General features: G+C 71.7%; 17 protein-coding genes. 6 read left to right on the top strand and 11 right to left on the bottom strand.

Annotated elements, in window-relative coordinates:
- Positions 1–21 precede the first annotated feature (21 nt).
- Entirely contained in the window at positions 22–1,743 is a 1,722-nt protein-coding gene (locus tag AB0D59_RS20000) for a helix-turn-helix domain-containing protein (RefSeq protein WP_362566762.1), read from the bottom strand.
- 254 nt (positions 1,744–1,997) lie between these two features.
- Between AB0D59_RS20000 and AB0D59_RS19995 the strand changes: the two genes are divergently transcribed.
- A complete protein-coding gene (locus AB0D59_RS19995) occupies positions 1,998–2,912 on the top strand; it encodes a YceI family protein (protein WP_362567202.1) in 915 nt (304 codons plus the stop codon).
- A 245-nt stretch (positions 2,913–3,157) separates the two neighbouring features.
- Here AB0D59_RS19995 and AB0D59_RS19990 read toward each other — a convergent pair whose 3' ends face one another.
- Positions 3,158–4,030, bottom strand: coding sequence for a methylenetetrahydrofolate reductase (locus tag AB0D59_RS19990; protein ID WP_362566759.1), 873 nt, complete (start codon positions 4,028–4,030; stop codon positions 3,158–3,160).
- Positions 4,031–4,102: 72 nt separating this feature from the next.
- Positions 4,103–5,440: an aminomethyl transferase family protein gene (locus AB0D59_RS19985; RefSeq protein ID WP_362566757.1), complete on the bottom strand. Its 1,338-nt coding sequence runs from the start codon at positions 5,438–5,440 to the stop codon at positions 4,103–4,105.
- 660 nt (positions 5,441–6,100) lie between these two features.
- Here AB0D59_RS19985 and AB0D59_RS19980 point away from each other — a divergent pair.
- Entirely contained in the window at positions 6,101–8,359 is a 2,259-nt protein-coding gene (locus tag AB0D59_RS19980; protein WP_362566755.1) for a nitrate- and nitrite sensing domain-containing protein, read from the top strand.
- Positions 8,360–8,374: 15 nt separating this feature from the next.
- On the opposite strand, the gene AB0D59_RS19975 is transcribed toward AB0D59_RS19980, so the two are convergent.
- On the bottom strand, positions 8,375–9,457 hold the full coding sequence (locus AB0D59_RS19975; protein ID WP_362567199.1) for an AI-2E family transporter: 1,083 nt from the start codon (positions 9,455–9,457) through the stop codon (positions 8,375–8,377).
- A gap of 200 nt (positions 9,458–9,657) precedes the next feature.
- The gene (locus AB0D59_RS19970; protein ID WP_362566752.1) at positions 9,658–10,464 is read right to left on the bottom strand and encodes a serine hydrolase; all 807 of its coding nucleotides are present in this window, start codon (positions 10,462–10,464) and stop codon (positions 9,658–9,660) included.
- 239 nt (positions 10,465–10,703) lie between these two features.
- On the opposite strand from AB0D59_RS19970, the gene AB0D59_RS19965 reads away from it, so the two are divergent.
- Positions 10,704–12,155, top strand: a complete 1,452-nt coding sequence (locus tag AB0D59_RS19965; RefSeq protein ID WP_362566749.1) for a cytosine permease — start codon at positions 10,704–10,706, stop codon at positions 12,153–12,155.
- A gap of 171 nt (positions 12,156–12,326) precedes the next feature.
- A complete protein-coding gene (locus AB0D59_RS19960) occupies positions 12,327–12,707 on the top strand; it encodes a TetR-like C-terminal domain-containing protein (RefSeq protein ID WP_362566746.1) in 381 nt (126 codons plus the stop codon).
- 13 nt (positions 12,708–12,720) lie between these two features.
- Here AB0D59_RS19960 and AB0D59_RS19955 read toward each other — a convergent pair whose 3' ends face one another.
- The 5 genes from AB0D59_RS19955 to AB0D59_RS19935 all read right to left on the bottom strand — a co-directional run bounded on the left by AB0D59_RS19955 (position 12,721) and on the right by AB0D59_RS19935 (position 19,238).
- Positions 12,721–13,242, bottom strand: a complete 522-nt coding sequence (locus tag AB0D59_RS19955; protein WP_362566743.1) for a transglycosylase SLT domain-containing protein — start codon at positions 13,240–13,242, stop codon at positions 12,721–12,723.
- A 535-nt stretch (positions 13,243–13,777) separates the two neighbouring features.
- Complete coding sequence (locus AB0D59_RS19950) at positions 13,778–16,162, bottom strand: bifunctional salicylyl-CoA 5-hydroxylase/oxidoreductase (RefSeq protein WP_362566740.1); 2,385 nt, start codon at positions 16,160–16,162, stop codon at positions 13,778–13,780.
- A gap of 11 nt (positions 16,163–16,173) precedes the next feature.
- A complete protein-coding gene (locus tag AB0D59_RS19945; protein WP_362566738.1) occupies positions 16,174–17,814 on the bottom strand; it encodes an AMP-binding protein in 1,641 nt (546 codons plus the stop codon).
- Positions 17,815–17,859: 45 nt separating this feature from the next.
- Positions 17,860–18,759 (bottom strand): acyl-CoA thioesterase domain-containing protein, encoded by a 900-nt coding sequence (locus AB0D59_RS19940; RefSeq protein ID WP_362566735.1) that lies wholly within the window; start codon positions 18,757–18,759, stop codon positions 17,860–17,862.
- On the bottom strand, positions 18,756–19,238 hold the full coding sequence (locus tag AB0D59_RS19935) for a cupin domain-containing protein (protein WP_362566732.1): 483 nt from the start codon (positions 19,236–19,238) through the stop codon (positions 18,756–18,758). Before AB0D59_RS19935 ends, AB0D59_RS19940 begins: the two co-directional genes overlap by 4 nt.
- A 170-nt stretch (positions 19,239–19,408) precedes the next feature.
- Between AB0D59_RS19935 and AB0D59_RS19930 the strand changes: the two genes are divergently transcribed.
- Positions 19,409–19,822 (top strand): RidA family protein, encoded by a 414-nt coding sequence (locus tag AB0D59_RS19930; RefSeq protein WP_362566729.1) that lies wholly within the window; start codon positions 19,409–19,411, stop codon positions 19,820–19,822.
- Between the two features lie 2 nt (positions 19,823–19,824).
- Here AB0D59_RS19930 and AB0D59_RS19925 read toward each other — a convergent pair whose 3' ends face one another.
- Entirely contained in the window at positions 19,825–20,679 is an 855-nt protein-coding gene (locus AB0D59_RS19925) for a PaaX family transcriptional regulator C-terminal domain-containing protein (protein WP_362566726.1), read from the bottom strand.
- Between the two features lie 444 nt (positions 20,680–21,123).
- Between AB0D59_RS19925 and AB0D59_RS19920 the strand changes: the two genes are divergently transcribed.
- Positions 21,124–21,729 carry a GPP34 family phosphoprotein gene (locus AB0D59_RS19920; RefSeq protein ID WP_362566723.1) on the top strand — a complete coding sequence of 202 codons (606 nt, stop codon included), beginning with the start codon at positions 21,124–21,126 and terminating at the stop codon, positions 21,727–21,729.
- The last annotated feature ends 111 nt before the right edge of the window (positions 21,730–21,840 follow it).

The following is a 21,840-nucleotide window of genomic DNA, read 5'->3' as shown; positions in this document are numbered from 1 at the left end:
GGCCGTGGCGAGGCGGGCCGGCTATGCGGGGGAGCCGTAGGTCCGCAGCTTCCGGTAGAGCGTCGCCCGGCCGATGCCCAGGTCGGCCGCTGTGCGGGCCTTGTTGCCACCGTTGCGGCGCAGGGCCTCCAGGATGGCGGTGCGCTCGGCGTGCTCCATGGGGCTCAGCGGGCGGGCGGCGGGCCCTTCGCGTACGGGATCGGGCAGTTCGGCCCGCCGGATGGGCCCGGTCGCCCTGCGCCGCCGTGCCAGCGACCGCACGACGTGGGCGAGTTCGGTGACGTTGCCCGGCCACGGGTACCGCTCCAGCGCCCGCCGGGCGTCGAGCGTCCAGGTGAGCGGGGGCTGTCCCGGATCGGGCGCCGGGGTCACGGCGGTGAGCAACTCCCTGATGTCCTCGGCGCGTTCCCGCAGGGCGGGCAGGGTGACCGAGCGGGCGGCCAGGGTGTCGAGGAACCGTTGGAGACACGGGCCGGGCGGCGCACCCGGTGTGTAGGTGACCAGCAGACGGGTGGCGGGCCGGGTTTCGAGGAGGGTGACGAGCGCGGCCACGTCCGGCTGTGCCAGGCGTTCGGCGTGGCGCAGCACCAGGCCCCGGGGTTCGGCGGGCAGAGTCTGGTGCAGATCTCCCGCGGCCGCGTCGACGACCAGCGGGGCGCTCTCGCCGAGCAGCTCACGGGCCAGGGAGGTCTTTCCGGTGCCCCGTTCGCCGACGAGCAGCAACGGGGCGCGGGTGGCGGCCAGTTCGGCCGCGCGTTCGGTGGCGTGCCGCCACGGTACCGAGTGCCCGGCCAGCGTGGTCGGCGGCCGTCCGGCGGGCGCGGCGGATGCGCGGCCGGAGGCGGGTTCCAGTACGGCGACGGCACCGACGACCGATCCCGGACGCCGGACGGGTGTCACCTCGGCGCCGCACGGAAGGCGGGTGCCGGGCCCGTCCCGGCGCAGTTCCGCGTGCACGGTACGTTCCAGGTCCTCGATGTCCCGGGTCGACAGCAGCCGGGCCGCCACCTCGCTCACCAGCCGGCTGTGGCCGCCGAACGCCACCACCGGCCGGTCCTGCCCGGCGCACGCGGCGAGGAAGGCGTCCAGCAGGGCCCGCTCCGGCGGGCACGCGTGGGCCCGCAGTTCCGCCTCCACCGCGGCGGCCGTCGCCTCGGCCAGCGCCGTCTGCGGGTGCGGTGCGCGGCCGCCGCACAGGGCCGACGCCACGGTGACCGTGCCGACCGGTCTGGCGTCTCCGGGGGCCCGCAGCGGGACGCTCACCGCGGACACCTCCTGCCAGGCGTCGAGGAAGTGCTCGGGCCCGTGCACCTCGGCGCGATCACCGGTGCGCAGGGCCAGGGCCGCGCTGTTGGGGCCGACCCGCTGCTCGGAGAGGTCGGGCCGGAGCGTGTCGTGCGGGGCGTGTCCCGCGGCCCACAGCACCCGCGGCCGGGCGTCGGTGAGGACGAGCGCCGCGTACTCGTGGTCGAGGACCGGGCGCAGGCGCTCCAGCACCGGCCTGGCCGCCGCCAGCAGCGCGGGGTCGGCCGGCGGCGGGGGCTGCGCGGCGAAGGGTTCGGCGCAGTCGTGCCGTACGCCGAAGAAGCGGGCCCGGCGCCAGGCGGCGGCGACCTCGTCCGGCACGTCCTCGGGCAGCGGGTGCCCGGCGAGGAAGCGGGCGCGGGCCCGGCGCAGTTGGCCGAGGGCGGGGCGGTCGGAGGCGTGCCGCTCGGCCGTGGGGGGATGCTCTGCGGTGGTCATGGCGCCCCTCACCGTACCGGGAGCGGTTGAAGGAGCAACGACCGGTATGCCCCGTCGGGGCCGCCGCACCCCGCGTGTCTCGGAATGAGACACCCACGACCGCCCGGACCGTTTCATGATCTTGAACGGTCGGTGTCCGTCCCCTCCTCCCCACCGGAGCGTTCTCCGTGGACACCGAGGTCGTCGCCGGCCTCCTGATCGTGGGCAGCGGCCCAGCCGTCCCCGGAACCCACGCGACACGAAAGGTGAACAGCATGGCCCTCGGGCTGCTCAGGCGCCGGTGGTCCAAGGACGCCCCGGCCCGTTCGGCGGGACTCGCCCTGCCCCTCCCCTTTGGTGCGGGCGGCATCGCCCGCACCGTCCTGGACCCCGTCGACCAGCCGCTGGGCGGCGCGGAGGCCACGGTCACCGCACTCGACACCCACCAGGTGGCGGCGCGTGGCACCACCGACCCGTTCGGTTTCTTCATCGCCGTACTGCCGCCCGGGCGCTACAGCCTGCTGATCGTCGCCGAGGGCCTGGATCCGCACCGGGAGACGGTCGAGATCGTCGCCGACAACTGTCCGGCGCCCGCACGGATCCGGTTGCAGCCTGCCCGGCAGCTGCCGCTGCCGCCGACCGGTGGCTGGGTCTTCGATCCGCCGCACACCGCGATCCGGTTCATCGCCAAGCATGTCGGCATGGCTCATGTGCACGGCCGTTTCGAGCGTTTCGACGGCGCGATCAGCGTCGCCCCGGACATGGGCCAGTCGACCGTGCGGGTGCGTATCGACGCGTCGAGCATCAACACCGGGAACACGACCCGCGACAACCATCTGCGTTCCGGGGACTTCCTGGATGTCGAGCGGTATCCGTACATCGACTTCGCCAGCACGCGCTTCGCCTACCGGGGCGGCAGCAAGTGGACGCTCGTCGGTACCCTCACGATGCACGGCGTCAGCCGCTCGGTCTCGCTGGACACCACGTACCTGGGCACCGTCAACGGCGGCTACGGCGAGGAGTTGCGCTGCGCCGCGCTCGCCACGGCGGAGCTGCACCGCGAGGACTACACCCTCAACTGGCGGTCGATGCTGGCCCGTGGCATCGCCGTGGTGGGTCCGACGGTGCAACTGGAGCTGGACGTGCAGGCGATGTACCGCTCGCCGGACACGCCCACTCCCCCGGAGTGACGATCACGCCATCTCGGATTGCGCGCCGTGGGCTCCCCAGCCGGGCCCGGCGGCGGGCAGCGTTCCGCGTACCGGGTGCGAAGTCCCGCAGGCCGGCCTCGCGGGCGGCACGCCGTTCGGCGGCGGCACAGGCGGCGCCGACCGGGTCGTCGCCGACGAGTACGGTGGCGTCGGCGCCCTGGACGATCAGCGAGACCTGGCGGTCCGCTGCCTGGCGGGGCGGGCCGGGGTGTCCTGGGCGAGGCTCATCCGTGGTGGTCCTTCCTGAACCGGGCGATCCACTCGGAGGTGGCCCGCAGCCCGCCGAACGTATAGAAGTGGATCTTCACCTCGCCGTGGCGGGCCGGGTCGTAGCCCTCGGCCAGGGCGTGCAGGAACCTGTCCGGGCCCGCGGTGCCCATCAGGTTGGTGAGGGAGAGGCCGTACTTCTTGGCGATGGCCGCGCTGGTGCCGATGCCGAACCGGGCCGCGTAGGCCATCAGGCGTCGTACGCCGGCCGGGCCGGGGACACCGATACGGACCGGGAGCGCGATGCCCTCGTCACGGACCCGTTCGATCCAGGCGAGGACGGGATCGACGTCGAAACCGAACTGGGTGATGATCCCGCCGTCCAGACCCTGCGCGGCGAGTGCGGCGCTCTTGTCGCGGAGCACGGACCACAGGACGTCACCGGGTATGGCGGGGTGGCCCTCCGGGTAGCCGCTGATGCCGACGTGCCGTACGCCGTACTCCTGGAGCAGGCCGGACTCGATCAGCGACAGCGAGTCCGTGTAAGGGCCCTCGGGGCGGGCCGGGTCGCCGCCGACGGCGAAGACGTTGTCGCAGGTGCCGTCGGTGTGCAGGCCGGTGAGGAACTGCTCGAAGTCGGCGCGGGAGCCGAGCCGCCGGGCGGAGAGGTGCGGCACGGGCACGAAGCCGAGCCGCCTGACCGCGCGGGCCGCGTCCAGCCGCATCCGCAGGTCCTCGTTGCCGAGGAAGGTGACGTTGATGCGGGTGCCCTGCGGGATGGTGTCGCGGGCCTCCTCCAGCCGGGGGACGTCCTTGCCGGTCATCTCCAGGGAGAAGTCCTCCAGCAGTGCGGTGCTCAGCGCCGCCGAGGCCGTGTCGAGGGTGGTCATCGTGCTCCTTGCCGAACGTGGAACCCCGATTTTCGAACACCGGGCGGCGGGGGTTGCATCCGGGAGTCCGTCTCAGGCGTCGCGGCGGTACCGGGTGCGGGCGTGCCGGTCGAAGGGGCTCGGCTGCACGGTGGCCCGGATGCGCGGGAAGCCCAGGTCGGCGCCGGGGTCGGTGCCGGGGTGCTCGCCCCAGACGATGTCCACCTCGGTGCCGGGCGTGGCGTGCGCGGGGTCGATCAGGGTCTGGGCCAGCACGGTGCCGACCGGGTCGATGGAGGCGGACTGCATGGTCACGCCGACCAGGCCGGAGCCGTTCTCCACCCGGTGGCGGGCGTAGCTGAGCACGAACCCGGGGTCGGCGCCGTCGCCGAGCACCCGGTGCACGTCGCCCTGGTCGAGCACCAGGGTGACCTTTCTGCGGAGTTCCTCGCCCTTCGCCTTCAGCAGGGCGTCCCGGCCCAGGAAGTCGTGGCCGAAGTGGATCATCTTGCCGTAGCCGAGTTCGTAGGGTGAGACGTAGTAGTCCTCGATGTCGGGTGAGAACCAGCTGCCGCTCAGCGGCCGCCGGCCCTCGATGCCGAACAGCGGCAGGTACCGTCGGTATTCCGCCAGCTCGGGGGCGGTGTAGATGCCCGGTACCGGGGAGGGGATCCAGCCGCTCTCCACGCTCGGGGTGGTGTACGCCAGGGCCCCGACCTGGATCAGCCCGAGTGGCTCGCCGGCCTTGAGGAAGGCCTCGTGGACGTGGGCCGCGTGCTCCCAGGGGCCGACGAACTCGAAACCGGCCTGGCCCGCCATGCCGTGGCGCAGCGCCTTGAAGGTGCGGCCGGCCAGGGTGACCGGGGTGGAGTGGAAGAACCTGGTCTCGGGAAGCGGCCCGCCGAAGACGCGTGCCACCACCTCCAGTGCCAGCGGCCCCTGGATCTGGTAGCGGAAGAGCCTCGGGTCCCCGCCGCCGGGCCGGAAGGCGCTGGAGGGGTCGGTGACGAAGGCGACGTCGTAGCCGCCCCGCTCGGCGTGGTAGCGCACCCAGTGCTGTGCGGCGGGGATGCCGCTGAGCAGGTAGCGGTTCCCGTCCTCACGCAGCAGGATCCCGTCGGTGACGATGTGACCGGCGCGGGTCACCGGCACGTACTGCTTGGCCTGGCCGATCGCGAACCGCTCGAAGTTGTTGGCGCCGTGCTCGGCCAGCAGCCGGGTGGCGTCCGGGCCCTCGATCCACAGGTCGTACATGTGGTGCGACAGGTTGAGCAGCGCGACACCCTCGTGCCAGGCCGCCTGCTCCTGCCGCCAGCCCGTGTACTCGCGGGCCACCACCTCGGGCGTCCACGGCTCCGCGCCGGGCCTCCACAGCAGGGCGACGGGCGAACCTGCCTTGTCGATGCCGTCCTGGAGGCTGGGAGTGGACATGCGGCTCCTTCCCATCACTTAATCGATCTAGTACTTAAACGTTCTAGCTCGGCTCGGACGCTAGCAGCGCCGCTCCCGGCTTGGCGAGCGTCGGGATCCGCACCCTTTGCTTGCGTACGACGAGGCCCGCTGACGCTGCTGCGCGGCAGCCGGTCCGGGGGCCAACCCCGGCGGCGGTCATGGATCCGTCCCACCACATGACGAACCAGACGGTCGAAGGGCCCGACCGCTACCGCCTGTTGTCCGGTCTCGGCGCCAACTCCGGCGCGGGTTCGGCCCGATGACGGCGAAGCAGTTCCTCCCCGTCACCCCGACGGGCGGCTCCTCGGCGCGTCGAGCCGGTGCGGCCCGACGGCGAATCCGGCAACCCGGCGGTGGAGCGGCACGCGCAGACCACCATCCACGCCACCGTCTCCGCCGCCTTTTCATCCGGGGCAAGCGCTGACTGTCAGCCCGGCCGTACGGGCCACCGAACGCAGGGGATCCGCCGGTGGTACGTGCGTTGACCACCGATGGTTTTGATTGAGCTTTGTACCACTTCGCTGGAAACCGCTTCCCAAAAACACCGGTCGGAGCCGATCGCTGGGTGTTAGAACTTGGCCACAGAACGTCGGGCTGTGATGGCCCTGCGCACCCTCGCCGTCGTGAAGTGGATCGACCTTGCCCAAGTTCAGACACCTGACCGGCAACTGGCGCGTCGCAAGACGCCTCCAGGCCATCCTGCTCATCCCCGTGCTGGTCGCGCTCGGTCTCGGCGGTGTCCGGGTGAAGAACTCGGTCGACACCCTGCGGGACGCCGACGACGCGGTGCGTGTGGCGGAGTTGGTGCAGGCGGCGAACGCCTACGCCAGTGACGCGATCAACGAACGGGACGTGTCGGTCATCCCGCTGCTGGAGGGCGAGCGGAACGCGCCGGCGGTGGTGGCGGCGCGCAAGGCGACCGACGCGGACGCCGAGGCGTTCGACCGGGCGGTGGCCCGCGCGCCCAGGACCGCGGGCCTCACCCGGCGGATCGAGCTGGTCCGGGCGGGCGAGAGACAACTGCCGGTGGTACGGGCCGACGCGTTCACGGGCCGGCTGACGGGGGTGCGGACCGAGGAGAGCTATCACGCCGTCCAGCACCCGCTGATGGAGCTCTCCAACGAACTGGGCTTCGGCAGCAGCAACCAGGCGAGCTTCGGACGCACCCTCTACGCCGTCTCCCTGACCCAGGCGGCCGAGTCCCTCATCCGTTCCATCGGCACGCATCTGCTGGTCGAGGACCGTACCGCCCTCGCGGAGGGCGAACTCCCGACCCAGCTGGGCTCGTTCAGCTCGTACGCCTATCTGGAGCAGGTGGCGCTCCAGGAGTACGCGGGCGCCGGTACCGCGCAGGACATGACCCGGCTGCGGGCGGCGTTCGCGGACGCCGAGAATAAGGGTGCGGAGCAGACCGCGAAGGCGGCCGAGGAGGCCAAGGCGGCCGGGCGGACGTTCGTGGCACCGCCGAACCTGGCGAAGATGATCAGTGAGATCGCCACCGGGAAGCCGACCGAGCAGCTGGCCACCGAGGGCATCACGCCGGAGTCGTTCTTCGCCGCGTCCACTCTCGCCTTCGACGCCTGCCGGGGCATCGAGGTCCACCTCACCGACACGGCGCTCGCCGACGCCCGGAGCGTCGCCGCCGAGGCGAAGCGGGACGCGCTCACCAACGGCTCGCTCGCGCTCGGCGCCGTTCTCGCAGCGCTGCTGCTCGCGGCCTGGGTGGCCCGTTCGATGAGCCGGGGCATGCGCCGGCTGAGCGCCTCGGCGATGGAGATCGCCGAGCAGCGGCTGCCGGCGGTGATCACCCAGCTGTCCCAGGCCGTGCCCGGCCAGGTGGACACCAAGGTCACGCCGATCCCGATCACCACCACGGACGAGATCGGCGAGGTGGCCCGGGCCTTCGACCTCGTGCACCGGGAGGCGGTCCGGCTCGCCGCCGAACAGGCGCTGCTGCGCGGCAACATCAACACGGTCTTCACCAACCTCTCCAGCCGCAACCAGTCGCTGGTCGAGCGTCAGCTGGCCCTGATCACCGATCTGGAGGGGCGCGAGGCCGACCCCGAGCAGCTGGCCAACCTGTTCAAGCTGGACCACCTGGCCACACGGGTGCGGCGCAACGGCGAGAACCTCCTGGTGCTCGGCGGCGAGCGGCCCGTCCAGCAGTGGGACCACCCGCTCCCCCTGGTCGACGTCATCCGGGCGGCGGCCTCCGAGGTGGAGCAGTACGAGCGGATCGAGCTGTCGGGCATCCCGGAGAGTCAGATCCACGGCCGGGCCGTCACCGACCTCGTGCATCTGCTGGCGGAGCTTCTGGAGAACGCCACCGCGTTCTCCTCTCCGCGCTCGACGGTCCGCGTCACGGCGACCCGGCTGCCCGACGCCCAGACCATGATCGAGATCCATGACCAGGGCATCGGTCTGATGCCCGAGGACTTCGCGCTGATCAACCACAAGCTGGCGAACCCGCCGACCGGCGACGCCGGCGTCTACCAGCACATGGGCCTGTTCGTGGTCGGCAGGCTGGCCTACCGGCACGGTGTCCGGGTCCAGCTGCGCCCGGCCGCCGGGGAGTCCGGCACGACCTCGCTGGTGATGCTCCCGGGCACGGTCCTGTGGCGCGACGGCGCGGAGTCCGACGCCGACACGCTGGCCCTGGCCGCGGTCAAGGCGCGCGCCAAGCCGGGCCTGGACATCGAGGCGCTGCTCGCGGCGGGGCCCGCCGACCCGTTCGGCGCACACGAGGCGTGGGACGACGGCATCCCCGCACCCGCACCCGCTCCGGCCCCGGCCCCGGACCCGGCGTCCGAGCCTGCCGCCCCGTCCGGGGTTCCCGCACCGTCCGGGCGGTCCCGCCGTGCCCCCAAGCGCACCCGCCGCACCGCCAAGGACGGCTGAGCCCCTGGAGCCGGGTCAGGGCGGCGCGGTCCGCAGGGCCCGCACCACCGCCCAGACGACGGAGATGAACGGCACGGCGACGACGGCGCCGATCACCCCCGCGACGATGCTGCCCGCGATGACGGAGACGGCGACGACGAGGGGGTGCAGGCGCACCGCCCAGCTCATCACCAGGGGGTGCAGCACATGTCCCTCCAGCTGGCCGATGACGACGATGAGGACGAGGACGCCCACGGCGGTGAGCGGCCCGCGCCCGGCCAGCGCCACCACGGTGGCCACGCCCAGCGCGACCGGTGAGCCGACCAGCGGGACGAACGCGGCGAAGAACTCCAGCAGGGTGAGCGGCAGCGCGAGCGGCACCCGCAGCACCAGCAGGGCGATGCCGACGAGTACGGCGTTGGCGGCGGCCACGATGATGATGCCCCGGGTGTACCCGGCGAACGTCCGCCAGGCGGCGTGCCCGGCCCGGTCCCATGCGTTCCGGGCGCCGGCGGGCAGCAGCTCGCGGCTGGTCCAGGCCCACAGCCGTTCGCCGGAGTTGAGGAAGAAGACGGAGGAGAACAGCGCGAGCGCGCCCCCGGCGACCACTTCGACGAGCGTGCCGAAGCCGCTGAGCGCCCTGCTGACCAGGTTGGAGCGGTGGGCCTGGATGTAGTTCACGATCTGCTGCTGGAGACGCGACAGGGCGCCGGGGCCGAGCCGGAAGGGCGGGCGCTGGAGCCAGACCTCGATGCGATGGATGCCGCCGCGGAACTCCTCGGCCAGTGTCGCCGACTCCTGGGCGATCGCGTTGCCGACCAGGGCCAGCAGCCCCAGGAACACGCAGATGCTGCCGACCAGGCTCACGGCCACGGACAGCGGCCGGGGGAGCCGGCGGCTCAGCAGGTCGGTGAACGGCCGCAGCACCGAGGTGACGACCAGGCCCAGGAACAGGGCGACGGCGATCAGCTGGAAGCGGCCCAGGACGATGAAGACGCCGTAGACGACGATGCCGAGCACGATGAGCCGCCAGGCGTAGGCGGCGGCGATCCGCAGAGCGGGGACGACGACCGCGCTGACGGAGGCGGAGGCACGCGGATCGCGGGCGCGCTGGGGGATCCACGCCGCGCGGGCGGACCCGGCGCCCCGCTTCGTGCCCCGTGCCGGGCGTCCCCGGCCCCGCCCGGCCGCCGGTCCGCCCGAACCCGCCACCGCGCCTCCCGTTGCCGGCCTCCGTCACCTCGGGTGCGCGTCAGGGCACCTCTAGTGCACGTTAGGGGCAATGCGGGCGGCGGGCGGGGCGTGCTGGGCCAAGGGGGTCAGTGTGCCGCCGTTGCGGTGACGGCCGTACGGGCGGCTCGTTCGACCAGTTGCACGCCGTCCGGCATGGACGCGTTGCCGTTGGAGAGGACCGCGACGAGGTAGTGGTGACCGCCGGCCGTGACGCGTCCGACGCTGTTGATGTCCCACAGGTCGGTGGTGGTGCGCATGAGCCAGCCGTTCTTCAGCGCCCATCCGGAGTCGGCGGCGGCCGAGACGCCCCAGTGCTGGTCGGCGGCGATCTCGGTCATCAGGGTGCCGATACGGCTTCGGGAGGCCGTGTCGAGCGGTGTGGGGCCGGAGCCGAAGATCGCGCGCAGCAGTCGTATCTGGTCGCCTGCCGTGGTCCGGGTGAGCCCCCAGCGGCCCGCGGTACCGGGCGTGGTCGAGGTCAGTCCCAGTCGCTTGTTCGCCGATGCCAGGCCGGGGGCGCCGCCGATGGAGTGCCACAGGGCGTTGGCCGCGTCGTTGTCGCTGTCGCGGATCATCACCTGCGCCAGGGCGCTCTCCCGGGTGGTGAGGGCGCGCCGGTGGTCACGCGCATGGAGCAGCAGCGAGGCGAGAATGTCGACCTTGACGATGCTCGCGGTGTCGTACGGCGTGTCGTCGCCGTAGACCACGGGTTCCCGGCCGCTGCCGTCAAGGTCGAGGACGGCGGCGGTCACGCGTGTCTCGGCCGGTGCCTGCACGGCCGTACGGAACGTGGAGCTGGAACCGGAGGCGGCACCGGCCGCCAGGGCCGCCGGTGCGGCGCCGGCCAGCAGGGTCACCACCGTGGCCACGACGGCGAGGGGGCGGTTGAGCATGCGGGGCCTCGGCAGTTCAGGTCGGAGGGACACAGAACTGCGAACATAGACAAAATGCCCGGTCGGCGACGTGACCACCGCCACGAAAAGGGCGATTCCGGGCACATTGTGAGCAGAGCAACAAGGCCGCGGGCGAGGTGGCCGTTCCGGGGGGCGGAACACGGATTCCGTAGGCCTCATCCGGGCCATTCCGGGGGAAGAATGTGACCAGAGTGACGGACCGACCCCTGGGAGGTGCCATGAGCACATCGGCGGAACCGCGGGTGAGCGGTCTGGAGATCCGGTCCATCGACTATGTGCCGCTGGACGAGCGGCACGGCAAGCTGTGGCATCTGGGTCCGCTGTGGTTCATGTCGAACGCGCAGATCGCCACCCTGGCCGTGGGGCTGATCAGCATCACGGAGGGCGGCAACCTGATCTGGTCGCTCCTTGCGATCGTCGCGGGCACCGTGATCGGCACCTTCTTCATGGCCTTCCACTCGGCGCAGGGGCCGCAGCTGGGGCTGCCGCAGATGATCCAGTCACGGCCCCAGTTCGGCTATGTCGGGGCGCTGCTGGTGTGGCTGTTCGCGTATGTCCAGTACGCGGGGTTCAACGTGTTCAACACCAGCCTGGCCGGTGAGGCGCTGGACTCCACGATCCACGGCGGCGTGAAGCTGTGGGTGATCGTGGTCACCGCCGTCGCGTTCGTCATCGCGCTGGTGGGCTACGACATCATCCACAAGGCCGAGCGGTTCCTGACCTACACCTTCCTGGTCATCTTCGGGATCTTCACCGTCGGTGTCCTGGTCACCCTGCACTACCCGCCGGGCTCCTTCGATCTCGGCGCCTTCAAAGCGACCCCGTTCCTGGCCCAGTTCGGCGTGGTCGCCGGCTACCAGATCAGCTGGGCCATCTACGTCTCGGACTACTCGCGCTATCTGCCGCCGGACGTGACGGTCCGCAAGACGTTCTACTGGACCTACTTCGGCTCGGCGCTCGGCGGTATCTGGCTGATGGTGCTCGGGACGCTGCTGGCCGCCTGGGCGGGTGACAGCTTCGACACGATCCCCTCGATCAACGCCGCCGGCGACAAGGTCTTCGACGGCTTCGGCGCGATCGTGCTGCTGTTCGCCGCCCTGGGCCTGATCTCCGTCACCGCGCTGAACATGTACGGCGGTTCACTGACGCTGATCAGCGCCATCGACTCGTTCAAGCGGGTACGCCCGACGCTCGGCGTGCGTCTGATCACCATCGGCGTGACCGCGGCGCTCTCCCTGATCGGCGCGCTGGCGGCGACCTCGAACTTCCTGACGAACTTCAACAACTTCCTGCTGCTGGTGCTCTACCTGTTCATCCCGTGGACGTCGGTCAACCTGATGGACTACTACGTGGTGCGCCGCGGCCACTACGCGATCGCCGAGATCTTCAAGCCGAACGGCATCTACGGCCGATGGGGCTGGCAGGGGATCATCTCGTACCTGGTCGGGTTCGCGGTCATGATCCCGTTCTTCTCCGTCGGCACGCTCTTCGTCGGCCCCGCCGCCAAGGCCCTCGACGGCGCCGACATCTCGCTGTTCGTCGGGCTGCCGGTCTCGGCGCTGCTGTACTGGTGGCTGACCCGCTCGATCGACGTCGAGGCGGAGACCCGCATCGCCGAGGCGGAGGCCGCGGCCCTGGAGCAGGCGGCGCACGAGCACCGGGAGCCCTAGAGCTTCACGCGTGCGGCTCCAGCAGCCTCAGTAAGGGCGGCCAGAGGTCCTTCCAGCCGTCGCGGAGCACGCGGTCGGCCGGGGCGCCGAGATCGGCGGGGCTGTCGCGGGCGTGACCATGGAGGGCATCACCGCACGAGGCGGGGTGTCCAAGGAGACCGTCCACCGCCGGTGGAGTACGAAGGCCGACGGGACTTCGCCGCCGACCTGCGGGACTGTCTGCGCCGGCTCGCCACGTTTCTCGGCGAGTCCGGTTCCGGCGCGGTCTTCCGGGCCCTGCTCGCGCGGGCCCAGCACGATCCGGCGTTCGCCGGGGAGTTCACGTCGCGTTGTTCCGGAGCCGCAGCGCCGGCGCGACCGCGTCCTGCTGGAACGGCCGTGGCGGCGGGCCGGTTGCCCGCCGGGCTCGTCCTGGACGCCGAGGCGGACCGGTTGGTGGGCCCGCTCTGCTACCGCGTACTGGTGCCGGCCGGGCCGGTCGGCGAAGGGTTCACCGACGCCGTTGCCGACGTGTTCCTGCTGCGGCACGACGGGCCGGGGTCGGCCCGCTGAGTCACCGCCGCGCTCAGTACGCGGAGTTGACGTTGTCGATCGAGCCGTAGCGGTGGGCGGCGTAGTTGGCGGCCGCGGTGATGTTGGCCACCGGGTCGGTGACGCTGCTCGCGGTGCCGTTGACGTGGTACGCGTTGAAGGTGGGGTCGATCACCTGGAGCAGACCCTTGGAAGGGGTGCCCTTCTGGGCGTTGACGTCCCAGTTGTTCTGGGCGGAGGGGTTGCCGCCGGACTCGCGCATGATGTTGCGCTTGAGGCCGTCGTAGCTGCCCGGAATGCCCTTGGACTTCATGATCTGCAGAGACTGCTTGATCCAGCCGTCGAGGTTGTTCGAGTAGCCGGACTTCTGCCCGGTGGTGCGGCTGTCGTTGCTGGAGGCCGTGACCGCGGTGGAGGTGTGCGCCTGCGTCGCTTCGGCGGCCTGCGCGGTCGTCGGCATCAGGGTGAGAGCGGCCGCCGCGGCACCGGTGGTGGCGAGGCCGGTGAGGCCGAGGGTGCGGAGGCGGGCGATGCGGGTGCGAGTGGTCATGGTCATGTGAACGAATCTCTCCGGTGGGGACGGCGTCGGCGCCGGCCGCTGTGTGCGGCGGCGTGGGGCGGAGCCCCGTACAACCGGCGGGAGTGGGCGGACCCGGCGGGGATCCGCTCGGTCCATCGCCCGTCTCCCGGCGACGACAGCCATGGTTAGCGGCGGCCGGAGTAGGACGCAATGATGTGACGTACTACCTGACATCGTATAAATCGCCGAAATGCACCTTTTCATGCGGCTTGCATGGCGTTCAGGGCGTTCCGGACCTACGAAGCCCGATAGGATGTGATCTGGCTCCTATGGGTGGCGTCACGCCTCCGGCGCCCTCCGGAGGGCGAAAACCGAGCGGTTCGCCATGATCCCGACGGCGTCCCGAGGCGGTCCGGACGGGGTCCCGAGGGGTCGCGCTCCACAGCCCGCGTACAGCCCGCCAGGAGAGCGTCAGGGGCATGTGCGACACCCCCACTACAGGGCGGACGCGATCCGTGCGCTGATCGTCAACGAATCCGGCAAGGAGCTGATCCGCCGGCACCACCAGACGTCACCCCACCACCGGTACTCCCTCCCTCAGGGGCTTCCACCGCAGGTGCACGCTCTCCCCCGCCGAGTCCGCCCGCAGCAGGGACAGGCGGGGGCGAACGGCGTCCGTGCGCGCGGTGGGCGGTTTGCGGCGACCGGCCCCGAACTGGACCGGCCACTCGGCGGCCGGTCCCCGGTACTCCTGGTCGGCGGCCGCGTGCAGGGTCCAGTGCGGGTCGTACAGATGGGTACGTCCTACGGCGCACAGGTCGGCGCGGCCCGCCAGCAGGATCGAGTTCACGTCGTCGTACGAGGCGATGGCGCCGACCGCGATCACCGCCGCGCCGCTCTCGGCGGCCACCTCGTGACGGATCCGGTCGGCGAAGGGGGTCTGGTACGAGCGGCCGTAGGCGGGGCGTTCGTCCTTGGTGACCTGGCCGGTGGAGACGTCGATGGCGGCCGCGCCGTGCGCGATGAAGGCGCGGGCGATCTCCACGGCGTCGTGTTCGGTGTTGCCGTCGGGGGCCCAGTCGGTGGCGGAGATCCGCACGCTCATCGGCCGTTCGGCGGGCCAGACGGACCGGACCGCGTCGAAGACCTCCAGGGGGTAGCGCAGCCGGTTCGCCAGCGGGCCGCCGTACTCGTCGGTGCGCCGGTTGGCGAGGGGCGAGAGGAAGGAGGAGAGCAGGTAGCCGTGGGCGCAGTGGAGTTCGAGGAGGTCGAAGCCGGCCTCGGCGCCGCGGCGGGCCGCTTCGACGAACTCGGCGGTGATGGCGTCGAGTTCGGTGCGGGTGAGTTCGCGGGGGACGGGCGATCCGGGTCCGTACGGCACTGCGGACGGGCCCATGACCTCCCAGTTGCCGTCGGGCAGCGGTTCGTCCATGCCCTCCCACATCAGGCGGGTGGAGCCCTTGCGGCCGGAGTGGCCGAGTTGGAGTCCGATGCGGGCGGTGCTGCGGTCGTGGACGAAGGAGACGATCCGCTGCCAGGAGTCGCGCTGTCCGTCGTTCCACAGGCCGGTGCAGCCGGGGGTGATCCGGCCCTCGGGCGAGACGCACACCATCTCCGTCATCACCAGGCCCGCCCCGCCCATCGCCTTCGAACCCAGATGGACCAGATGGAAGTCACCGGGCACGCCGTCGACGGCGGAGTACATGTCCATCGGGGAGACGATCACCCGGTTCTTCAGCTCCAGCCGCCCGATCCGGAACGGCTGGAACATCGCGGGCGCCTCGGTGTCCAGTCCCTGCGCCGTGGCGAAGGCGGCGTCGACGCGGTCGGCGAACTCCTGGTCCCGGGTGCGCAGGTTGTCGTAGGTGATGCGGCGCGAACGGGTCAGGAGGTTGAAACAGAACTGGGTGGGTTCCTGGCCGGCGTACATGCCGATGTTCTCGAACCACTCCAGCGAGGCCTGCGCGGCCCGCTGGGTGGACTCCACCACCGGGCGGCGTTCGCTCTCGTAGGCGGTCAACGCGCTGTCCGCGTCGGGGTGTTCGTGCAGACAGGCGGCCAGGGCGAGGGCGTCCTCCATGGCCAGCTTGGTGCCGGAGCCGATGGAGAAGTGGGCGGTGTGGGCGGCGTCGCCGATGAGGACGAGGTTGCCGTGGTGCCAGTGCTCGTTGCGGACGGTGGTGAAGTTCAGCCACTTGGAGTTGTTGGCGAACACCTGGTGTCCGCCGAGTTCGTCGGCGAACAGCTCCCGGATGCGGGCCACGGCCTGCTCGTCGGAGACACCCGGCGCGAACGCCATGTCCTCGGTGACGTCGAATCCTGCCCGGCGCCAGACGTCCTCGTGCATCTCCACGATGAAGGTCGAGCCGGTGTCGGAGTAGGGGTAGCCGTGGACCTGCGCGACCCCCCACTCCGTCTCCTTGACGAAGAACTGGAAGGCCTCGAAGACCCGGTCCGTGCCCAGCCACATGTACTTGCTGCGCCGCCGGTCCAGGGACGGGCGGAATGCGTCCGCGTGGGCCGCCCGGACGCCCGAGTTGACGCCGTCCGCGCCGACGACGAGGTCGTGCGAGGCGCGCAGCCCGGCCACCTCGGGTGCCGGGGTCGAGAAGTGCAGGGTGACGCCCAGCTCCCGGCAGCGCTCCTGGAGGAGGTGCAGCAGTTCCTTGCGGCTCATGGCGGCGAAGCCCTGGCCGCCGACGGTGTGGCTCTCGCCCCGGTAGTGGATGTCGATGTCCGTCCAGCGGGCGAAGCGGCGGGACATGGCCTCGGCGAAGACGGTGTCGGCGTTCTCGATGCCGCCGAGTGTCTCGTCGGAGAACACCACGCCGAAGCCGAAGGTGTCGTCGGGGGCGTTGCGCTCCCACACGGTGATCTCGTGGGCGGGGTCCAGCTGCTTCAGCAGCGCCGCGAGGTAGAGCCCTCCCGGGCCACCGCCGATGATCGCGATCTTCAAGGGAGTTCCTCTCACTGCTCAGCGGCCTGTTCGGCTTCGATGATCTTGCGGAGCGCGAACCGCTGGAGTTTTCCACTGGTGTTGCGCGGCAGGGCGTCGTGGAAGCGGACGTCACGCGGGTACTTGTAGGGCGCCAGTACCTGTTTGACGTGGTCCTGGATCTCCTTGGCCTTCGCCGGATCCCCGGTGACCCCCTCGCGCAGGACGACGAAGGCGCAGACGACCGAGCCGCGCTCCGGGTCGGGGCGGGCCACGACGGCGGACTCGACGACGTCCGGGTGGGTGTCGATGGCGGCCTCCACCTCGGGACCGCCGATGTTGTACCCGGAGGAGACGATCATGTTGTCGCTGCGGGCGTGGTAGTGGAAGTAGCCGTCCTCGTCGCGGTGGAAGATGTCGCCGGTGACGTTCCAGCCGCCCACGACGTAGTCCTGCTGGCGTTCGTCGTCGAGGTAGCGGCAGCCGACCGGGCCGATGACGCCGAGCCGCCCCGGCTCCCCCGGGCCGAGTTCCGCGCCGTCGAGATCCAGGATCGTGGCGCGGTAGCCGGGCACGGGACGTCCGGTGGCTCCGGGCCGGATGTCGTCGCCGGCGGCGGAGATGAAGATGTGCAGCAGTTCGGTCGCGCCGATGCCGTCGATCACCTTCAGCCCGATGCGGTCGCGCAGTTCCTGCCAGGTGGTGAGGGGTATGTGCTCGCCCGCCGACACCCCGACCCGGACGCTGCCGAGTTGCCGCACCTTGCCGTCGCGCACGATGGCCTTGTAGGCGGTGGGCGCCGTCGCGAGGACGGTGACGCCGTGTTTCTCGACGAGGTCGGCGAGCTGGTCCGGTGTGGCCGTCTCGGTCAGCAGGGCGCAGGCGCCGGCCCGCAGCGGGAAGACCACCAGCATGCCGAGGCCGAAGGTGAAGGCGAACGGCGCGGTGCAGGCCACCAGATCGTCCTCGCGCAGCCCCAGGAGGTGCCGGCCGAAAGTGTTGTCGATGGACAGGATGTCCCGGTGGAAGTGCATCGTGATCTTGGGGGCGCCGGTGCTTCCGGAGGTGGGGCCGAGCAGCGCCACGTCGTCGGCGGCCGTCTCCACGTCCCTGAACTCGCCGGACTTGGCGGAGCACCGGGCCACCAGGTCGTCAGGGCCGGGCCCGCCGTACTCGACCAGCGGCAGGTCGGGCAGGACGGTGCGGATCTCGTCGGTGAAGCGGTGGTCCACCAACGCGATGGCGGGCTTGGTGCGTTCGGCGATCGGGGTGATCTCGCGGGCGCGCAGCGCGGCCATCGTGGTGACCAGGACCCCGCCCGCCTTCAGGACGCCGAGCCAGCAGGCCACCGTCCAGGGGGTGTTGGGCGCGCGCAGCAGGACGCGCCGGCCGGGTACCAGGCCGAGGTCCTCGGTGAGGACCTGGGCGACCTGGTTGGCGCGGGTGCGCAGTTCGCCGTACGTCCACACCTCCCCGGCCGGGGTGCGCAGGGCGGGGCGGTCGGGGCCGTGGCGTTCGACGGCCGCGTCGATGAGCTCGGTGGCCGCGTTGAGGCGGGCCGGGTAGCTCAGTTCGGGCGTGGTGAACTCGATCGTGGGCCACAGTTCGGCGGGCGGGAGATGGTCCCGGGCGAAGGTGTCCAGATGCGAGGTCGGTGAGAGCGGAACAGCCAACGTGGGGTTCCTTCCGGGAGCCCGCCGGTGGAATGCGGCGGGCGGTCAGGCGGGGCGGATCATGCCCTCCTGGACGACTGTGGCCAGGTGACGGCGGTCGCGGGTGAAGAAGCATCCGGTGCCGAGGCCGCGGCCCGCGTCGGCGGCCACCGCTTCCTGGGCGTAGAGCAGCCAGTCGCCCACCGGTGCGGGGCGGTGGAACCACATGGCGTGGTCGAGGCTCGCGGTGACCAGGCCGGGGTCGGCCCAGGCCAGGCCGAGGACCCGCAGGACGGGTTCGAGGATCGTGTAGTCGCAGACGTAGGCGAGGGCGGCCAGGTCGCGCTGGGCGTCGGTGAGTCCCTCGACGGGGCGCAGCGCGTCGAACGGCCGTAGCCAGACCGCCTGGTGGGGCAGTCGTTCACCCTCGACGGTGAGGTAGACGGGGCCGGGCACGTGGCGCATGTCGAAGCCTCGGCCGCCGCGCCAGTAGGCCCTGGACTCGGCGGTCATCGTGCCGCCGGTGCGCTCGGCGAGGTACTCGGCCGAGCTGGGCAGCGTCTCGGGGGCGGGGATCTCCCCGGCGAACTCGGCGTGGAAGGAACCACCCGGCTCCCCCGCCGCGAAGTTGGCGAGGCAGACGTAGAGCACCTTGCCGTTCTGGTAGCCGCGTACCTGGCGGGTGCTGTAGCCGCGGCCGTCGCGCACCACCTCCACCTCGTAGCGGACCTCGGCACCGATGTCGGCCGGGCGCAGGAAGTAACTGTGCATCGAGTGCAGCGACTTGCCGTCGGTCACCGAGCGCATCGCGGCCGCGGCGGCCTGGGCGACGAGGTCGCCGCCGTAGGCCTTGGGCCAGGGGCAGGGCTGGGTGGTGGCGGTGAACGCGAGGTCGAAGTGCTCGGGCGCGGCGGGCTTGAGGGTGAGGGCCGCGGTGACGATCGCGGAGGTCGGGGCGGCGGTCATCGGTTCAGCCAGTCGCGCAGGTCGGTGTCGGCCACGTCGGGCAGGTTCACCACGATGTTCTCCGGGGTCCGGGTGGTCATCCACACCAGCGGCCTGCTCCGGGAGAGGTTGCACTCGACGTGTGGCATGAAGGGCGGGACGAAGACCCAGTCGCCCTCCGTCATGTCGACGTAGTCCTCGAACTTCTCGCCGAAGTAGATCCGGGCCCGGCCCGAGAGGACGTATCCTCCGGTCTCGGCCTCGCCGTGGTGGTGGGTGACCGAACGGTAGCCGGGCTCGTTGCTGACCTTGCCGTACCACAGGCGGCGCGCCGGGGTGTGCTGGGCGCTGACGCCCGACACCCGGACGGCGCCGCCCGAGTCGGCGGTGTTCACGTCCTCCTGGCCGGCCCGGGTGACGACGGGCGCGACGATGCCGCTGGGCAGCCGGTACATCTCGCTGTCGCCTTCGAGTCGGTACTTGCTGAGGTCGGGCTCCATGGAACGGCTCCGTTTCCGTGGGCTTGCCGGGGTCGTCGGCCTGTCGGGGGCGTCGGCTCGCCGGGTCCGGAGGAGGACCGCGCCCTATCTCGTATTTTTCACGGTCGTCATTTATTGTCAATACGACCGGCCGTGCGGCCGGAGTTGGACACCACCGAACCGGAGGCCTCATGACTCCCGTCGCCGTGAACCCGCCCGAACTGCCCGCCCCGAGCGGCTACTCGCACGGAACGCTCGCGGGGAACACGCTCCATCTGGGCGGCCAGACCGCGCTCGACGCCGATATGAAGATCGTTCCGGGCGGGATCGTCGAGCAGTTCCGCCAGGCGTTCGGCAATGTGCTCAGCACGCTGCGGGCGGCGGGCGGCGAGCCGGCGGACCTGGTGAGCGTGACGATCTATCTCACCGACATCCCCGACTACCAGGCCCACGGCAAGGAGATCGGCCGGGTGTGGCGGGAGCTCGCGGGGCCGGTGTATCCGGCGATGGCGGGCATCGGCTGCACCGCGCTCTGGCAGCCGGAGGCGTTGATCGAGATCCTCGGCGTGGCCGTGATCCCGGAGGAAAGGCTGATCAGGCCGTAGGCCTAGGCCGTGTGGATGACCGCCAGGGCGTGTTCGCGGGCGGGCGCCCTGAGCGTCCTGTCGAGTTCCTCGAAGAGCGCGCCGGCGGTCTCACCGTGCCAGCCCGGCGGCAGCAGGGACAGCGGCAGGCCGGGGTCGCGGTACGGGAGCCGGCGCCACTCGGTGAGCATCGGCAGATAGACCCCGAACGCCTCCCGCGGCGCGATCCCGCCTGCGGCCGCGCGCTCGCGCACCGTCCCGTACCGCGCGAGGAAGTCCGCGTAGAGCGCGGTGAGCTCGTCGAGGTCCCACCACTCACGGACCTTCGCCGACAGGTCGCCGAAGGCGAAGTGGTCGCCGGTGAAGATGTCGACGTACGGCGTCAGTTCGAGGCGTTGCAGGGTGCGGCGGGTCTCGTCGGCGAGGACGCCGGGGGCCACCCAGACACCGGGGGCCGCGGTGCCGAAGCCCAGCCGGGTCAGGGCCGTGCGCAGGGCGTGGCGCTTGTCCCGCTCGGACTCGGGCACGGAGAAGACGACGATGAGCCAGCCGTCGTCGGCCGCGGCCCGGTTCCGCTCGAAGATGCGTGTGTCGCCCTCTTCCAGCACCTCCAGCGTGCCGTCGGCGACGGCGTATCCGGCGGCTCCCTCGTGGCGCTCGCTCCGCAGCACCCCGCGCCGTTTCAGCCGGGAGACCGCCGAACGGACGGCCTGACCCTCGACACCGAGGTCGGCCATGAGACGTATCACCGAGGCCACGGAGAGCCAGTTGTGCTCACCGCGCGCGTACAGCCCGAAGAGGGTGATGAGCAGGGGACCCAGCCGGCTGTCCCGGCCGCCCGCGCCGACGGCGGACGACGGCTCGACCTCCGCTGTCATGTCCACCCACCTCCGGCCGATGTCACCCTTCTGATCGCCAAGCAGCCTATCGCGCGTGCCGGCACTCCACCGGCGCTGTGGATCGCCGCTCCGCGCCGGTGGGGGTCCTCGCTTCCCCGGCCCGCCCGTGCGGGTCCCCGCTCCCCGGCCGCCCGTGCGGGTCCTCCCTCCCCGCCCGCCCGTGCGAGTCCCGCTCCCCGGCCCTGTCGATCGCCGCTCCCCCGGCCCCGCACCCGCCCGTGTCGCGCTGCGCGTCGGCACGTCGCGGCTCATCGTGGTGGTACGGCGCGCGAAGCGGCACGCCACGCGCCTCGCCTGGGCGGAACGAGTGACCTGCGCGGGCGAAGCGCGAGAGACTGCGTGGCGCCCGCACCGGGCATCGTGTTCTTCCGCGCCACCATGGCCGCAGATGCCTCTGCCGCCCTCTTTGTTGGGGAGTCCGACATGACCACACCCCGGGACCTGTTCATCGTCACCGTGTACGACGCCGCGGCCCGGCCCGTCGAGCAGGGCGACCTCTCGCTGGCGCTCGCGGGAGCCGAACTGGTCGATCTCCTCGACGCCGGGGCGGCCACCCTCGACGACGAGATCGTCGTGCCCGCCACCCAGGGCGGGACGGGCGACCGGCTCCTCGACCAGGCGGTGGCGGCGCTGAAGCGCGACACGCCCTACGAGTCGGTCGAGGACTGGCTGTGGCGCCGGGGGCGTGGCCTGTCCGCCACCTATCTCGCCGAGCTGGAGGAGGACGGCACAGTCACCCGGCAGCGGCGGCGGTGGCTGCCGCTGCCGACCGGGCGGACGGCGCCGGCCGACTCGCCCGAGCATGCCCGGGCGCGCGAGCGCTGGACGTCGGGTGAGCCCGTGCTCGCCGCCTTCGCGGCCGCGGTGGGCGTCCAGGACGAGACGCCCAAGGACCTCGCGAGTGCCGTCTCCGACGCGACCGTGACGGTGGTGGCCGCGGTGGACGGCGCCGTGACGGAGCTGGCCGCCGTCCGGCAGCGGCGGGAGATCGAGGACTCGGCCTTCGACAACGTGTGGCGCGGTCTGTAGCGGTCGCCGTACGCGGCCGAGTTCGCCGCGGCGGCCCGTGAAGGCTGCGACCTCCACAGGGAGTTGGACGGGGCGCACGGTGCGACGGCGCCCGCCCGGGCCGCCCCGGCC

It is taken from the genome of Streptomyces sp. NPDC048417 (genome assembly GCF_040651615.1).
In the GTDB taxonomy this organism is placed as follows: domain Bacteria; phylum Actinomycetota; class Actinomycetes; order Streptomycetales; family Streptomycetaceae; genus Streptomyces.
The sequence above is the reverse complement of the archived record's forward strand: the minus strand, read 5'-3'. Positions and strand labels throughout refer to the sequence as shown.

What these genes read in the sequence shown, in the direction of transcription:
- AB0D59_RS20000 (WP_362566762.1), bottom strand. Translation starts at nt 1,743, where the DNA reads ATGACCACCGCAGAGCATCCCCCCACGGCCGAGCGGCACGCCTCCGAC.
- AB0D59_RS19995 (WP_362567202.1), top strand. Translation starts at nt 1,998, where the DNA reads ATGGCCCTCGGGCTGCTCAGGCGCCGGTGGTCCAAGGACGCCCCGGCC.
- AB0D59_RS19990 (WP_362566759.1), bottom strand. Translation starts at nt 4,030, where the DNA reads ATGACCACCCTCGACACGGCCTCGGCGGCGCTGAGCACCGCACTGCTG.
- AB0D59_RS19985 (WP_362566757.1), bottom strand. Translation starts at nt 5,440, where the DNA reads ATGTCCACTCCCAGCCTCCAGGACGGCATCGACAAGGCAGGTTCGCCC.
- AB0D59_RS19970 (WP_362566752.1), bottom strand. Translation starts at nt 10,464, where the DNA reads ATGCTCAACCGCCCCCTCGCCGTCGTGGCCACGGTGGTGACCCTGCTG.
- AB0D59_RS19965 (WP_362566749.1), top strand. Translation starts at nt 10,704, where the DNA reads ATGAGCACATCGGCGGAACCGCGGGTGAGCGGTCTGGAGATCCGGTCC.
- AB0D59_RS19955 (WP_362566743.1), bottom strand. Translation starts at nt 13,242, where the DNA reads ATGACCATGACCACTCGCACCCGCATCGCCCGCCTCCGCACCCTCGGC.
- AB0D59_RS19940 (WP_362566735.1), bottom strand. Translation starts at nt 18,759, where the DNA reads ATGACCGCCGCCCCGACCTCCGCGATCGTCACCGCGGCCCTCACCCTC.
- AB0D59_RS19935 (WP_362566732.1), bottom strand. Translation starts at nt 19,238, where the DNA reads ATGGAGCCCGACCTCAGCAAGTACCGACTCGAAGGCGACAGCGAGATG.
- AB0D59_RS19930 (WP_362566729.1), top strand. Translation starts at nt 19,409, where the DNA reads ATGACTCCCGTCGCCGTGAACCCGCCCGAACTGCCCGCCCCGAGCGGC.
- AB0D59_RS19925 (WP_362566726.1), bottom strand. Translation starts at nt 20,679, where the DNA reads ATGACAGCGGAGGTCGAGCCGTCGTCCGCCGTCGGCGCGGGCGGCCGG.
- AB0D59_RS19920 (WP_362566723.1), top strand. Translation starts at nt 21,124, where the DNA reads ATGACCACACCCCGGGACCTGTTCATCGTCACCGTGTACGACGCCGCG.